The organism is Zobellia alginiliquefaciens, assembly GCF_029323795.1.
GTDB lineage: Bacteria > Bacteroidota > Bacteroidia > Flavobacteriales > Flavobacteriaceae > Zobellia > Zobellia alginiliquefaciens.
On the sequence record NZ_CP119758.1, the window covers coordinates 1,583,937 to 1,598,601 of the forward strand.

14 protein-coding genes and 1 tRNA gene are annotated in these 14,665 nt (G+C 37.0%); 5 read left to right on the forward strand and 10 right to left on the reverse strand.

Going from position 1 to position 14,665, the window contains the following annotated elements:
- Position 1 precedes the first annotated feature (1 nt).
- Positions 2-1,459 carry an arginine decarboxylase gene (locus tag P0077_RS06780; RefSeq protein WP_276168373.1) on the reverse strand — a complete coding sequence of 486 codons (1,458 nt, stop codon included), beginning with the start codon at positions 1,457-1,459 and terminating at the stop codon, positions 2-4.
- Between the two features lie 452 nt (positions 1,460-1,911).
- On the opposite strand from P0077_RS06780, the gene P0077_RS06785 reads away from it, so the two are divergent.
- Positions 1,912-2,643, forward strand: coding sequence for a DUF4488 domain-containing protein (locus P0077_RS06785; protein WP_276168374.1), 732 nt, complete (start codon positions 1,912-1,914; stop codon positions 2,641-2,643).
- Between the two features lie 670 nt (positions 2,644-3,313).
- Entirely contained in the window at positions 3,314-3,829 is a 516-nt protein-coding gene (locus P0077_RS06790) for a hypothetical protein (RefSeq protein WP_276168375.1), read from the forward strand.
- Between the two features lie 139 nt (positions 3,830-3,968).
- Here P0077_RS06790 and P0077_RS06795 read toward each other — a convergent pair whose 3' ends face one another.
- The gene (locus P0077_RS06795) at positions 3,969-4,106 is read right to left on the reverse strand and encodes a hypothetical protein (protein WP_158499738.1); all 138 of its coding nucleotides are present in this window, start codon (positions 4,104-4,106) and stop codon (positions 3,969-3,971) included.
- Positions 4,107-4,635: 529 nt separating this feature from the next.
- Between P0077_RS06795 and P0077_RS06800 the strand changes: the two genes are divergently transcribed.
- The 3 genes from P0077_RS06800 to P0077_RS06810 all read left to right on the forward strand — a co-directional run bounded on the left by P0077_RS06800 (position 4,636) and on the right by P0077_RS06810 (position 7,208).
- Positions 4,636-5,754 carry a PIN domain-containing protein gene (locus tag P0077_RS06800; RefSeq protein WP_276168376.1) on the forward strand — a complete coding sequence of 373 codons (1,119 nt, stop codon included), beginning with the start codon at positions 4,636-4,638 and terminating at the stop codon, positions 5,752-5,754.
- Between the two features lie 210 nt (positions 5,755-5,964).
- Positions 5,965-6,585, forward strand: coding sequence for a hypothetical protein (locus P0077_RS06805; RefSeq protein WP_276168377.1), 621 nt, complete (start codon positions 5,965-5,967; stop codon positions 6,583-6,585).
- A gap of 194 nt (positions 6,586-6,779) precedes the next feature.
- Positions 6,780-7,208, forward strand: a complete 429-nt coding sequence (locus tag P0077_RS06810) for a hypothetical protein (RefSeq protein WP_276168378.1) — start codon at positions 6,780-6,782, stop codon at positions 7,206-7,208.
- Between the two features lie 514 nt (positions 7,209-7,722).
- On the opposite strand, the gene P0077_RS06815 is transcribed toward P0077_RS06810, so the two are convergent.
- The 8 genes from P0077_RS06815 to P0077_RS06850 all read right to left on the reverse strand — a co-directional run bounded on the left by P0077_RS06815 (position 7,723) and on the right by P0077_RS06850 (position 14,664).
- Positions 7,723-7,794 (reverse strand) — tRNA-Arg (locus tag P0077_RS06815).
- 96 nt (positions 7,795-7,890) lie between these two features.
- Positions 7,891-8,706, reverse strand: coding sequence for an alpha/beta hydrolase (locus tag P0077_RS06820; RefSeq protein ID WP_276168379.1), 816 nt, complete (start codon positions 8,704-8,706; stop codon positions 7,891-7,893).
- Between the two features lie 11 nt (positions 8,707-8,717).
- The gene (locus P0077_RS06825; RefSeq protein ID WP_276168380.1) at positions 8,718-9,992 is read right to left on the reverse strand and encodes a TRAP transporter large permease; all 1,275 of its coding nucleotides are present in this window, start codon (positions 9,990-9,992) and stop codon (positions 8,718-8,720) included.
- Positions 9,989-10,453, reverse strand: a complete 465-nt coding sequence (locus P0077_RS06830; protein ID WP_276168381.1) for a TRAP transporter small permease — start codon at positions 10,451-10,453, stop codon at positions 9,989-9,991. Before P0077_RS06830 ends, P0077_RS06825 begins: the two co-directional genes overlap by 4 nt.
- Positions 10,443-11,453 carry a TRAP transporter substrate-binding protein gene (locus P0077_RS06835; RefSeq protein WP_276168382.1) on the reverse strand — a complete coding sequence of 337 codons (1,011 nt, stop codon included), beginning with the start codon at positions 11,451-11,453 and terminating at the stop codon, positions 10,443-10,445. The genes P0077_RS06830 and P0077_RS06835 overlap by 11 nt, the downstream gene beginning before the upstream one ends.
- A gap of 3 nt (positions 11,454-11,456) precedes the next feature.
- Positions 11,457-11,993, reverse strand: a complete 537-nt coding sequence (locus P0077_RS06840; RefSeq protein ID WP_276168383.1) for a RidA family protein — start codon at positions 11,991-11,993, stop codon at positions 11,457-11,459.
- A gap of 119 nt (positions 11,994-12,112) precedes the next feature.
- Entirely contained in the window at positions 12,113-13,159 is a 1,047-nt protein-coding gene (locus P0077_RS06845) for an NHL repeat-containing protein (RefSeq protein ID WP_276168384.1), read from the reverse strand.
- A 26-nt stretch (positions 13,160-13,185) separates the two neighbouring features.
- Positions 13,186-14,664: a DUF1501 domain-containing protein gene (locus P0077_RS06850; protein WP_194528991.1), complete on the reverse strand. Its 1,479-nt coding sequence runs from the start codon at positions 14,662-14,664 to the stop codon at positions 13,186-13,188.
- Position 14,665 lies beyond the last annotated feature (1 nt).

Below are 14,665 nucleotides of genomic sequence, written 5' to 3' on the forward strand. Positions count from 1 at the left end.
TTTATAGGTTTGATGTAATTTTATTTTCAATACCAGCTTCACTGCCCTTATTTGCAGATTTCCCAGTTTCGTAACCTAAGATACTAAGTAAATCCTCCGCTTTTTGTTGCGGACTAAAAAGCTCATAGGTAAAGTTGCCCTCGGCATCTTTATCTATCAATATATGTTTAGGCTGTGGAATCAGACAGTGTTGCAAACCACCATAACCTCCTATAGTCTCTTGGTAAGCCCCTGTGTTAAAAAAGCCTATATACAAAGGCTTATCCCTTCTATATTTTGGAAGATAAATAGCGTTCATGTTTTGCTCACTGTTGTAATAGTCATCACTATCACACGTTAGCCCGCCTAAAAGCACACGCTCATATTCATCGTTCCAACGGTTAATAGGCAACATGATGAAACGTTTGTTAATAGCCCATGTATCTGGCAAAGTGGTAATGAAAGATGAATCTATCATATTCCATTTTTCACGGTCGTTCTGTTGTTTCTGGTAAAGAATTTCATAAATAGCTCCACCACTCTCACCTACGGTAAAACTCCCGAACTCTGTAAAAATATGAGGTACGGGCACATCTGCTTCTTGGCAAGTAATATTGATTTGATTTAAAATCTCATCGATCATATATTGATAATCGTACTCAAAAGCCAAGGAATTTTTAATTGGGAAACCGCCCCCTATGTTTAAACTATCTAAAGACGGACAGATCTTTTTTAATCTGGTGTACACCTTTAAACATTTAACCAATTCGTTCCAATAATACGCATTATCACGAATACCGGTGTTGATGAAAAAGTGAAGCATCTTCAGCTCCACCTTGTCATTATCTTTAATCTGGTTTTCATAAAAAGGCACAATATTTTTGTAGCCAATGCCTAAACGGGACGTGTAGAACTCAAATTTGGGCTCTTCTTCCGAAGCTATACGAATACCTATTTTAAAAGTATCATCAATTGCATCCGATAGCAAATCGATTTCTTCATAATTATCGATTATCGGTATACAGTTTTTGTGTCCATTATTAATAAGTCTAGCAATATTATCAATATACTGCTCGCGTTTAAAACCGTTACAGATAACGTATGCACTATCTTTTAGTTTGCCATCTTTTTTTAGTTGCTCAACTATATTAATATCAAAAGCAGAAGACGTTTCAATATGTATATCATTTTTAAGCGCCTCATGCAAAACATGTTGAAAATGAGAACTTTTAGTACAGTAGCAATAATGGTATTTACCTTTGTACGCGTTCTTTTCAATAGCCTTTGCAAACCAATTTTTAGCCTTATTGATATTGTCGGATATTTTAGGCAAATAGGTGAATTTTAACGGGCTACCATATTTCTCAACCAACTCTTGGAGTGGTATATTGTGAAATTTTAAATGCTCGTTCTCAAGTGTAAACTCTTCTTGAGGGAAAAAGTAAGTCTGATCGATTAGATCGATATATTTATTGTTCATTGTGAATTCTTGTGAATGAAAATCGGGATATTTTTTAACTAATGTGTGCTATATAAGTTATGAAATTGTTACCGATGGTATCATATAAGAATTTGTTCCTGAGTAGTAGGAATAAAAAAATAGTTGTGCTGGCTTTGCACAATTGAAGTGAAGAAATCGGAAGTTAGCTTTAAAATTCGGCCGCCCATCTGATGGGTTGCTATGAGATTTGACTTCCTAATCTCCCATAGCCCGAACATAGAAACACATTGCATGTTGTTCAGCTAAAAGCTCAAAATGCCTTCAGTTTTAACTCGCTAAAGACAGGACAAATGAAAACAAAAAAAATGTAAAAACAAGCGTTTTCGAAGAAATTACGATAAAACGATAAAAAAAGTTTTTACAGCTTAAAAAATGTTATGAAATACAGTGCAAATCCCTTATTTTTAAGTCTTTAAAACACCATAAGAAAAATGAAAAATAGCATAAAAAAACACGTTACCGGTATCATTTTAGGTCTTCTTTTGACCTCAATGAGCATACTACATGCCCAAGTACCGTCAAAAACCTACTTTTCTGAAGAGAAAATAGATGAAAAAACAATTACTCATGAGCTTCATTGGGATGGTGATTATTTTATACATACTGCGTATGAAAAGAACCCTGCTCATTTTAGAATGACCCGTGGCGGTTTTGCCAAGATTGAAGGGAACCGACTCGTGGTTTTGTTAGAATTCAATTCCAATTACCAAAATGATGAACTCCGAAAGCTGAGCATCCCTTTTAGACAAGATGGGGAGAAGCTAGTTCTGGACATGAAATCAGAAAAGGTGTTTACCCCAATCCCTTCCCAGTCCCAAGATTTAGACGGGCAATGGTTGTTTGCTACCCGTGGGCCGGATGAAGGACAAGAGCGAAGAGGAGAGGAAAACCCCAGAAAGACACTAAAAGTTTTAACTAACGGCCGTTTTCAATGGATTGCCTACCAAACCGAAACTATGAAATTTTCCGGCACAGGCGGTGGTTCTTTTACATCAAAAGATGGTAAATACACGGAGCATATTGAATTTTTCTCCAAAGATGATTCACGGGTTGGAGCCACTTTAAAATTTGACTATAACCTAAAAGAAAACGACTGGCATCATACCGGAAACAATAGCAAAGGAGAACCTATGTATGAGATTTGGGCAAAGAGAAAAAGCTAAAATTATATAATACGAAAACAAGTTATCAACAATTCTTATGATAAAAATATCGTAATTGATAAAAATAAAACACAATGTAAGCCTTCATGCGCCGTTATAAACGGACAATCATAATAATGATGGTATGAACCCCCTTACGAAAGAACAGATTAAAGAACTTGAGGAAAAGCTAGAAGAAAATAAAAAGAGGATAGACGAATTGGTGAAAAAATTCGATGTCTATGAAATTTAGTAATCTTTAAAGCTACTGACCTTGGCAACAACAGCACTTTAGTTGCTACCGCTATTTTTGAGGTATTACCAAAACGTACTGATTACAATATTTTCCATTTGTAATTTTAGTTCCGCTATAGCCAACGTGTACATTGCATCTAAAGAAAAGTGTATAAAGCACATAAGAAACTGCTTCGTTAGATTAAACCGGTATTCTATTTCTATTATATGTTCGGCCCAAAACTTTCCTACATATAATCTCACCAAGTAATCCTCACCTATTTTCTCCGTCTTGCTTTATTATAGTTGGTGCAGGTCAATCGTTACCAAGAGAATTTACACTCATGTGGCAGAAACCTCGTTTAAAAGCATAAAAGATCTCTTATCTTAGTTCCGCATATATAATATATATAGATCATATGATCTATATTCCTACGTTGTAAACAATTATCATTAAATGAGTTTTAAAGAAGTAAAAATGAATCAAAAAGAATTGAAAAAAATCTATAATAAATGGATTAGTTCAATATTTGGAATGCTTTTTTTTGGTACTATATTCTCTTTCATTTTTTACCTCGTTTATGATAGTCACTCCAAACCCTTTCAAATAGGTACATTGATGTTTTTAATAATTCTTGGATTTTTTCTTTTTATGGGTCTATTAAATCTCTTAGGATTATTTTTTAGTCCTAACAGCCTGATAAGAGATCTTAATCAAAAGAAGAAAATAATAACTAAACTTAAAATTGAAAATAAAAAGTTGACTAAAAAAGCTGGTTCGTATTTTATTTCGGGGTATGCAATATATTTTAATGACAATGAGTTTTTAACTACTTATGCGGTTAGTAAAAATACTTTTGAAAAAGTAAACATTGGAGATGAAATTTATCTAGAATGCTCAAAATTTGGAAAATGGATTATTGATATTCAATGGAACTCTGAAAGCATAGAAAATAGAAGCTATGTAAAATAACTGTTTACAATCGAGTGGATGGCTCCGCCATCAAATGACGGAGTGCACCCCTCACACCACCGTACGTACGGGTCTCGTATACGGCGGTTCGTAAATCATCAAACCAAGGCTCTTTTCACCCTTGGCACTATCTTCTAATTTAGGCATAGGCTACAACATGTGCTCCTATGCGAATTTTGAAGAGAATTACGTTCGGTCCTTCCTTGTTTGTGAGACCTCTAGGGTACTGCCCTAGCTCGTTTCCCGTAAGTACTATGACCTCTGCTGACTTCTCCATGTAGCTACACGTAACTTTGGAGACCTCCCCAGGTAAGAACATCTTCTTTCGCTCGATCCCTGCCGTATCTACATATCTACCCTTTTGATGTTCTTAGGGCGTTACAATGATGTGCTTGCTTACCCCAAGTAAATATGCCTCTGTATACGGTTCCTGTTCGTCAGTACCGAGTTTTGTAGTCTCGCTTTCTTCAGATGTAACCTCACGGTTACCACCCTTGCGACTTACTAATGCTTCCAGACGTTACTCCAGCGCATAAGGGACTTGCACCCTCTAGATTAATTAACTACTTTTCTGTAGTTAAAAGATGCCCATACTGGGCACACACAAAACCTATAAACAATACGGGCTTTGGGCTTAAACGAAAGGTTTGAGTATTTTTATGAGGTCGCGAAATCTTTGGGATTTCGTATTAATAAATAAAAAAGAAAAAACAAAACCAAAAGATTTCCCTATGTACGTGGCGGAAAGCAAACGCCAGTTTGCTCCCGTACTGTTCATAGCTAAAACGTTAGGCAACATTTAAAGAATGGCAAATTATGTAGTTTTAGATACTTCAATTTATAGAGAACTTGGTCTTAAGTTTAATGAAAACTTGGATTACAAAAATCTTTGCGCATTTACAATGAATACAGATGGCGAAGTCTTGCTATCTGACATAGTGCTGGAAGAATTCAGTAACTATTATGAATCGGTATTGAATTACAAAACAAGTGCTTATATAAAAGCTAATAAAGATTTAGTACGCGACCCATATTTTAATTCACCTAATGAAATTGAAAGTGGTGTAAAAAAGGAATTAGACAAAGCAATTAAAAATTTTAGAGACACTTTACAAAAAGACCCCATTCATAATCACAATATATCTGTTTTAAGACCTACTTTAATTAGTGGTTTAGTACTTACAAAATTCATATTAGATAGTAAAGAAACAAAAGATAGTAATATTCAGATAAGAGATTATTTAATATGGGATTCTGTTTTAAACTTTGCAAAAGAAGAAAACGAAGATAGGATAACTAAGATTGGTTGTAGAAAAATTACATTCAATAAAAGCATTGTCACTTTCATAACTAAAGACAAAGGTTTTGGGAAAAATGAAATATTCCAAAACCTCCTTAGGGAATACAAAATTGATAATTTGGAGGTAATAAATTCAATTCCAGAATTCTTAGAAAGAAAAGGGTTCTATTTTGATTTTGTAACATCTGAACTAATTAAAGAAAAAATTACTTTTAATCGCATTCTGAAGGATTTAAGCAAAGATATCGGAGCACTTTTGAGCTATGTTAGCGAAAGGTATAATTCAAATTGCTATGACAAAAAAATTGAAGAATCTGAAATTGAAAAAGTAGAAGTGCTAGAACATTATACTTATATCGATTCAAATGACAATAAACATAAATTTACCGCTAACTTAAAAGTATGGGTTAGAGTTGTTTTTGAGAAAGATGAAAATGGATATAAGGAAAGTTTAAAAATAGAAGAAAGTAGATGGAGAAGTTTAGAAACATATGATGAACAAAAAAGACCCTATTTTCAAAAACCTATAATGTTCTTTTATGGTGGATTAGTTAATCTAGACCGTAAATCAATTAAAAGTATTAGATTTTTAGATTATATACCAGATATGTATTTAGATGAATAAAAACGTTGCCTAACACTATATAGCAAATTGGGCGATAAGTGCTTAATCAAAAGGTTGTTGTCTATTTGCAAAGTCGCCAAATCTTTTGATTTGGTATTAAAAGAAAAAATTAAAACAAATTACAAAAGATTTAGCTTGTGGCTAAACCGAGAATAATCATTTATTTTCTGCCCAACTTGCCATATATTTAATGTTGGCAATAATTATAGAATGCGACCTAGAAGTCTTAGAATATTTCAAAAAAGAAAAGGTATTTATATTTCTCCTGAAAAATTGGTCGGTATTTTTTGGACAGCCTTGGTATTTTTAACGGCATATTTAAAGCAATCTCGCGGATATGATTATAATGGTTGGGACACTATTCTATTAATTCTATGGCTAGTTTATGTAATCGGACTTATGATTAGCACCTTCTTTCGCTATGAACGAGAAATAGGTAAATATTGCGGTAAATTGACTTTTTGGGAAGACAGAATACAAGTGGACGAGACAAATTATAACCTATCTCAAATATCAAAATTGGACTTTACTCAAGCATATGATATTAGAGGAATGTTTGTTAATTCTATGCTGGAATTCACTCCACACTTGTCCAATGGATTAAACAACGTAATGACTCTTGAACTGAAAAATGGACAAAAAATAAAATGTAATTTTTTACAAACCGAATCTGAAAGGCTGAGTCATTTTAAAGAAGTACTGACGCACTATCATAAAAATGGAATTCTTGGATGGTTACCACTTATTGACATATTAGGAATCGAAGATTATAATAAAATTCAGGACTTTAAAAAAGAAATAACGCATTACAACAATACCTATAGCAAATAGGGCATAAAGTGCTAAATTTAATGGCTTGGGTTTATTTACTAAGCCCGCCAAATCTTATGGATTTAGCTTTCGAACAAAAAAAATAAACAATAAGCTTTAGCTTCGTGCGTAGACGGAAACGAAAAGTTTCCTTGCCTCCGCACTACGCATAGCTAAACCGTTATGTGTAATTTGACAAAACCGAGACGAAACTAATGAACGAAATAAGTTTACCATATCACTTAATAATTCCAAGCCTGATTTCAATATTGGCTTTGGGAATAATATTTCTGAAAAGAAAAAAGTTATTCGCGAATGGAAAATGGAAATGGTTTTGGATAAGCACAACTGTATTTTTCGGAATTTATCTTCTGATTGTTGGAGGAGCGACTTATTCTGACATTACATCGGAACTGACTCTACAAAAATTTGACTTGAATGGAGAGGAAATCACGACTGAACAAAAAGAAGCGATGCAAAAAATGATTTCAGATACAGGACGGAATTTTTCATTTATAACTGGACTTATTTTTTCTGGAATTATATCATTGTTTGTTTTTATTTGTGGAAAAATAATTGAATATGCAAGTATGAAAAGAATAAAAACTACACACAACAAAGGTAACCGTTGCACAAGCCGTTGATTCTCCACGGACCGTATTCACATAAGCCTCTTTACTGAGCTTTTTTTATCTCGGGTCAGAATCGAGGCACGAAATTTCGATGTTTTATGCAAGTCCCGAACAAGTATTGAAGGGCACTTTTTACCAAGGCTGCCAAATTAAGCCGTCCCGCCCCACTTTTGGAACTTTTTTGTTCGAACTTCAGGTACTTCTTCAGATTATAGGCAATCGCCGAGAGGTGCATTGTAAGCTTCCCTTACAACCGAACTGATTTTAAAACGTGTCAATCTGCGCAATCAAAAAAGAATCGTTCTCGAATCTTTGCGGAATCGAATCCTAATCTACTTAGTGGAAAGTGTTTACTCCAACGTGTCGCTACTAATGACAACAAAAGTAACCGTTGCACAAGCACGTAATGATTAAAACAATGACCTCCATAACCGCTTTTTAAGGCGGTCTTGTTTTTTAAATACATTGCTTTTACAGGGCATGGAAACCAACTTTGGAGCTTGTGAAGTCCAGTTTTTACAAAAAGTGACCCCGGCAAGAATCGAACTTGCATCTAAAGTTTAGGAAACTTCTATTCTATCCATTGAACTACGGGGCCCATAAAACAAGAGGGCAAAAATAAAGTTTTTTTAGAAGTGTTGAAACAACCGGACAACTAATTTTTAAACCCTTTCAGGTAAAAAAGCCTTTGTAACTACTCTGTTATTTCCTTTACAAAATTAACGATCAATGGCAATGCCGGATAGACCATGATATGGTCATAACCATCAAGCTCCATGAGCTGAACATTTGTGTGTCCCAAAACCTTCATCATCCTATAAAAATAGGCTACCTCTTCATAACGCCCTAGCAATTCCAACTCACGATTGCCAGTTACCAACAACATTGGAGGGGCATCTTTACGAACGTGAAACAAGGGTGCATATTTGTCAACAATAGGTTGGGTGCCTTCTATTCCCATTTCCTTACGAATGGTCATATGGGTTATGGTATGCCCACTTAACGGAGCCAGACCTGCAATTTTATTGGCATCTATACTATGTTTTTTCAAGTAGGATTTATCCAGCCCTACCATACTGGCCAAATACCCTCCAGCAGAATGACCAGAAACAAAAATCTTATTGGCACTGCCATTATACTCCGAGATATTCTTAAAAACCCAGGCCACTGCCGCTGCAGCATCTTCTATATAAACAGGATGTTTTACCTTAGGATGCATCCTATAATTAACGGCTACAACAACAATACCTTTTTCCTCCAGGCCCTCTGGAATATTCTTCTCTCCATTTTCCAATCCTCCGCCATGAAACCAAACTACAACGGGAGCACTAACATTATCCTTAGGATAGTAAACATCTAACTTGCAGCGCTCTTTTAAGTATGTATCCTGTGATTGAGCGTCTTCTGGGTAATAGGCTATATTCTCTTTTAAAATGTACCCCTCCTGACCAAAGGAAGTAGTGACTACCATTAACAAACTGAAAAAAATAAACCTCGCCATACATGCCATACACCGTATTTTTAGTCTAAAAACAGATTAGGTAAAGCTAACGAAAACCAAGGAAATAAGGTTACCAAAATCAACACAACAAAACTGACCAACAAAAATGGAAGTCCTGCCTTACTGACTTCGCCAATAGAAATTTTACCAATACTGGATGCAACAAATAGACAGACGCCAACCGGTGGGGTTGTCAGACCTATAATTAAGTTTAAGACCGCTATCACCGCAAAATGAATTGGATCTACATCTACCGCCAAAGCCACTTTCAATAGAATAGGAAACAGAATCAGAAGTGCGGCAATGGTTTCCATAAACGTACCCACTATTATTAGAAGCAGGTTGATAAGTAAAAGCACCACATATTTGTTATCCGTAAAGCCTAAAATTTCGTTTGAGATGCTTTGGGGAATCTGTTCCGTAATTAAAATATATCCGAACAAATTAGCGAAACCCACCAGCACCATCAATGAGGCGGAAGTTTTCATACTATCTAAAAAGACTACCTGAATCTTTTTAAAATTCAATCGTCTGTAAACGAACTTTCCAATAATCAAAGCATACACAACGGCTATTATAGATGCCTCCGTAGGGGTGAATATTCCTCCAATAATGCCATACAGTATAATAAAGGTCATCAATAAGGACCAAAACGTATCAATAAAACCACGCCCCACCTGCTTAAGGGTACTTCGCTTATGTTTAGGGTAATTTTTCTTTACAGATATCACATAGGCCGTAATCAACAATCCTAAAGCCAAAAGCAAACCAGGTACGGCTCCTGCCAAAAATAGTTTACCAACAGAAAGTCCGCTTAAGGTAGCGGCAATAATCATTGGTACACTAGGAGGCACAATAGGGCCTATGGTAGACGAAGCTGCCGTTACCGCACATGAAAAACCGGTATCATAACCTTCCTTTTTCATCGCGGGAATCATGATGGACCCCATACTTGCCGTATCTGAGATAGCCGTACCGGAAATACCGGCAAATAGCATTGATGCCCCAATGTTCACCAATGAAAGCCCACCTCTAATATGTCCTAATAAATGATTACAAAAAGCGATGATTTTTTCCGTTAGGCCTCCTTGATTCATAAGGTTTCCCGCCATAATAAAACCGGGAACACTCAAAAGCACGAACACATCTATGCCCGCATACATTTTCATAGGTACAATAATCATTGGAATACCCTTTACTAAAATATAACTCAAACAAGACAGTCCGAGCGCAAAGGCTATAGGAAAACGCAACACAAGACAGACTACAAACACAAGAACGAGAATCCAAATCATGCTTTAGAATTTTTATAATTTTTCTGAATTCCTTTCCACAAGTAATAACTAATAGAAGCCGACATAATAAACATGCTAAAAAACGCAATGCCCATATTAAAACCCATACTGGGAGACTTCTCAGGAATACCCAACACCACAAAATGGATAGAGTAAATAGCCATAACGATAAACAAAAACAACACGATTACGGGAATAATCTTAACCAATGTACGCTGCATACGCACAGGGAACCGGCTAAAGAACATATCCAAATGAACATAATAGTCACTTTTCATGGCCAGACCGGCACCAAAAGAAGTTGCATAGATAAAAAAGAGCCTTGAGGCTTCTTCCGTCCAAGATGGGGTGGCAAGCGGTGTAAACCTGCAAAAAATTTGTAATAATACAGTAGCAATTAGCCCCCATGTACTTAACAACGCACCCACTTTTAAAATACGTCCAATAGCTTTATGAAGCATCCTTTTCTGTTTTCAGTTGACGGTAAATTTTTTGCATTTCCGGCGAAAGGCTATTGTAAATGGCTTCCTCACATTTTTGTTGAAAAGCATCTTTATCCACCTCTATGAATTCCATGCCTTTTGCTTTTAATTCTTCTTGAACACTTTTCTCATTCTCTAGAAAAAGATGGTGCTCGTACGCCTGCATATCCCTTGCGGCTTCCATGAAAATTTTCTTTAAATCCGGAGGCAGCCTTTGAAACTGCTTTTCGCCTATAACAGGATATACCCAACTTACAACATGGCTTGTTAGGTTCAAGTATTTCTGTACTTCGGAAAAACCTGCATTATTAATTAATGCAAACGGATTTTCCTGTGCTTCTATAGTGCCTTGTTGCAGAGAAGTAAAAACTTCCGAAAAGGCCATGGGCGTAGGTTTTGCCCCAAGAGCTTTCCAAAGCGTAACAAAAGAAGGAACGTTGGGTATTCTTACGATGAGTCCGTTTAAATCATCCGGATGTCGGATTGGACGGTTGGATGTTAAATACCTAGGGCCACGCTCAAAATGGCCTAGTGAACGCAAACCGGCCTTGTTTATCATTTCCTCCTCCATCAATTTACCAATTGGGCCATTGATGTATCTATTCATATCCGTAGAATCCTGCATTAAAAAGGGAAGCTCACAGAAGGTGGCCACCTCAAACCAATTGGTTAGGATAGAACCCGTAGTGGTCATATCTATAACATCTGCCTGAATGAGCCTGATGGCCTCAACTTCTTTGGCCAACTGCTCGGAAGGATAAATCTCTACCTTGATTCGCCCTTCGGTTCGTTCTTCAAGAATTTGTCCAAAATACACGAAAGCCTTAAACCACGTGTGTTCTTCGTTCACCAAAAGAGCGGTTCGCAACAAAAATTCCGGTTCCGGTTTATCGGATTTACAACTATTAAAGCTGAAGAGAATGAGAATACAAAGAATGGTCTTTTGAAAAAGAGAGTTGGCTAACAATTGTCTGTACATGGTCTAGTCTTCTACTTCAACAACCATTTCAATTTCTACAGCAATATTACCGGGCAAAGAACCCATACCTACTGCAGCTCTAGCATGTTTGCCGCGTTCACCAAAAACCTGGACCATTAAGTCTGAACATCCGTTGATAACTTTAGGTTGATCCGTAAAATCAGAAACGGCATTTACCATACCGCGAACCTTAACAATACGCTTTACCTTTTTAAGGTCTCCCAATTCCGATTTTAAGACGGAAATTTGATTGATAGCCGTAATTCTAGCGGCTTCATACCCTTCCTCAATAGTAAGGTCCGCACCTAGTTTACCGGTTATATTTTCACCATTAGCTTTAGTTGGGCCTTTACCCGCCAAAAAAATTAAATTTCCCGTACGTACCGCATTTACATAATTGGCCATAGGGGCCGAAGGTTTTGAAAGTTCTATTCCCAACTCTAAAAGTTTGGCTTCGGGATTATATTCGGTTTCCTCTTGAGTGAATCCGCTAAACGAAGCAAAAACGGAAATACATACAACTAAAAACAGTCCTTTCATAAAGTTTGAGTTCAATCTTAGAGCTACAATATAAGGATTTCTTACATTTCTTAACACCCTAAAAAACAGAAAACAAACTTTTAATGGGTTTCAACTAGTTTCATATATGAAACTAGTTTCTAAATCCTATGTAGTTTATAAGGATAGACTCCACCCGCATTCCATTGGCAAACGTATAGATTCTTATCATTGTCTACACACACATCATGACAATGCTTAAAAATGGGTTTTTCTTGGAACATTAACTTTAATTTTCCGTTCTCGTAAACCGGCTCAGTACCACCCGGATTAGAGATTACTTTATTATCCTTGTCCAGAATGGTTACAAAGCCCTTGTTCGCATGCATATTGAAATTACCGTCTTCCATTCCAAAGCAAACCCCGGAATATACATTTTCACCATCTATTACCGGTCTACTTACGAAAAGTCCGGGCATATAATAATCCTCAATATAATCACCCTCCAAAGAAAATCTTTTGAAAGAATTTTTTATCCGCGCGGTACATAATAAAGTGGGATTGGAAGGGTCTCTATAATCTACGACAACCCCATGTGCTTGTTTGAATTTTTCCGGAGAAAGAAAACTATCACCCCCAAATTTACGAATGAAATTTCCTTTAGAATCGTATTGCAAGATAAATTGAGAACCATACCCATCTGCCACATAAATATTTCCGTTTGGACCAATAGCGGTTTCCGTTGGTTTAAAAGGCGCATGCAGATCATAAGCTCCAATTTTAGTAGGTGATGCAATTTCTAAAAGAACCCTACCATCTAAATTGGTCTTTATAACCCTTCCTAGAGAAGGGTCCGTGATATATAAAAATTCAGCTCCACCTTCCTCATGAATGGTAAGGCCATGTGCACCCGGCAAATTGAGTGTCCAGCTATGCAAAAGCCCTCCAGATTTGTCATAGATTAACACATTGTTCTTAGCATGATCGGTAAGCATAATTAGCCTACCTTTTTTATCCATCACCATTTCATGGCAATTGTTAACCGGATATTTTTTAGGATCTAAATCTCCCCAACCCACTTCAACCCTATATTTAAAATCACCGTGACCAATTATTTCTTCACTCAGATTTACTTTTGAATTATTAATATAGAACGGCACAGTGGACATTGCTAAAAGCCCTCCTGTACCCATGGTTGTTTTTTTCATGAATTCTCTTCTTGTTGACATGCTAACTAGGCTAAAATATCTTTTACTACATGACCATGAACATCGGTCAAACGGTATCTTCTCCCTTGGTGTTTAAAGGTAAGCTTTTCATGATCTATACCCAATAAATGCATTAGGGTAGCCTGAAAATCATGTACATGTACCCCGTTGCGAGAAACATTATAACTAAAATCATCGGTTTCGCCGTAGACCATCCCCGCCTTCACTCCTGCACCCGCCATCCACATGGTAAAACAACCCGGGTGATGGTCCCTGCCATAACTTTCCGCAGTTAGTCTACCTTGCGAGAAACTAGTGCGCCCGAACTCTCCGCCCCAAACTACCAAAGTATCCTCTAGAAGTCCACGTTGTTTTAAATCCGTAATTAAACCAGCTGTTGCTTGATCCGTACTCAATGCCTGTCTTTTTATACCATTGGGAAGACCACCATGTTGATCCCACCCCATGTGATACAACTGAATGAATTTTACATCCTTCTCAGCAAGTCGTCTTGCCTGAATACAATTTGCAGCATAGGTTCCCGGAATTTTAGCATCCTCACCATATAATTCATAAACATGGTCCGGCTCATTGGAAGTGTCTACAGCATCCGGCACCGAATTCTGCATACGGTACGCCATTTCATATTGATTTATTTTAGATTGAATTTCCGGATCTTTCCAGATATCATACTGTTGGTTGTTCAATTCGGAAATATAGTCCAATGCACGCCTACGGTCATGATCATGCACCCCATGCGGATTGTTCAAATACAACACCGGATCTTTCCCAGAACGAAACTGAACTCCTTGGTGATGAGAAGGCAAAAATCCATTGCCCCATGCCGCCGAGCTTAAGGGTTGGGCGCCTCCTCCTTTGGAAAGCATAACTACAAAATTGGGTAAATCCTTATTATCACTCCCCAAACCATAACTTAACCACGACCCAATTGAAGGCCTCCCGCTTAACTGGGACCCCGTTTGCATAAACATAACTGCCGGCTCATGGTTAATGGCTTCGGTATACATTGATTTTATTATACATAGGTCATCTACAACACCAGCAGTATGGGGGAAAAGTTCACTCACCCAAGCTCCGGATTGACCATGTTGTTTAAAATCGAAAATGGACTGCACCAAGGGAAAAGTACTTTGCGAAGTTACCATTCCAGAATTACGCTGTGTTCCCCTAACCGAATCAGGTATTTCCTGACCATGCCATTTTGCCAAGGAAGGTTTATAGTCAAACGTTTCTATTTGAGACGGACCACCACTTTGAAATAAATAAATAATGCGCTTTGCCTTGGCGGGAAAATGGGTTCCGCCCAATGCCCCTCCATTGGCATTTACTAGCGAAGGCCTTTTGGAAACCAACAAATCGTTGGCAAAGGATTCCGTTGGTCCTAAAAGACTGGATAGTGCAATAGACCCAAACCCCAAGGATGCCTTCTTTAAAAACCCCCTACGGGTATCTTCAAACTTTTTTTGTTCATGAATATCTCTCATA

Excerpts from the sequence above, each read along its gene's own strand:
- P0077_RS06840 (WP_276168383.1), bottom strand. The coding sequence starts at position 11,993 with ATGAAAGGACTGTTTTTAGTTGTATGTATTTCCGTTTTTGCTTCGTTT.
- P0077_RS06805 (WP_276168377.1), top strand. The coding sequence starts at position 5,965 with ATGCGACCTAGAAGTCTTAGAATATTTCAAAAAAGAAAAGGTATTTAT.
- P0077_RS06780 (WP_276168373.1), bottom strand. The coding sequence starts at position 1,459 with ATGAACAATAAATATATCGATCTAATCGATCAGACTTACTTTTTCCCT.
- P0077_RS06825 (WP_276168380.1), bottom strand. The coding sequence starts at position 9,992 with ATGATTTGGATTCTCGTTCTTGTGTTTGTAGTCTGTCTTGTGTTGCGT.
- P0077_RS06845 (WP_276168384.1), bottom strand. The coding sequence starts at position 13,159 with ATGAAAAAAACAACCATGGGTACAGGAGGGCTTTTAGCAATGTCCACT.
- P0077_RS06850 (WP_194528991.1), bottom strand. The coding sequence starts at position 14,664 with ATGAGAGATATTCATGAACAAAAAAAGTTTGAAGATACCCGTAGGGGG.
- P0077_RS06810 (WP_276168378.1), top strand. The coding sequence starts at position 6,780 with ATGAACGAAATAAGTTTACCATATCACTTAATAATTCCAAGCCTGATT.
- P0077_RS06835 (WP_276168382.1), bottom strand. The coding sequence starts at position 11,453 with ATGTACAGACAATTGTTAGCCAACTCTCTTTTTCAAAAGACCATTCTT.
- P0077_RS06795 (WP_158499738.1), bottom strand. The coding sequence starts at position 4,106 with ATGGAGAAGTCAGCAGAGGTCATAGTACTTACGGGAAACGAGCTAGGG.
- P0077_RS06830 (WP_276168381.1), bottom strand. The coding sequence starts at position 10,453 with ATGCTTCATAAAGCTATTGGACGTATTTTAAAAGTGGGTGCGTTGTTA.
- P0077_RS06790 (WP_276168375.1), top strand. The coding sequence starts at position 3,314 with ATGAGTTTTAAAGAAGTAAAAATGAATCAAAAAGAATTGAAAAAAATC.
- P0077_RS06820 (WP_276168379.1), bottom strand. The coding sequence starts at position 8,706 with ATGGCATGTATGGCGAGGTTTATTTTTTTCAGTTTGTTAATGGTAGTC.
- P0077_RS06800 (WP_276168376.1), top strand. The coding sequence starts at position 4,636 with ATGGCAAATTATGTAGTTTTAGATACTTCAATTTATAGAGAACTTGGT.
- P0077_RS06785 (WP_276168374.1), top strand. The coding sequence starts at position 1,912 with ATGAAAAATAGCATAAAAAAACACGTTACCGGTATCATTTTAGGTCTT.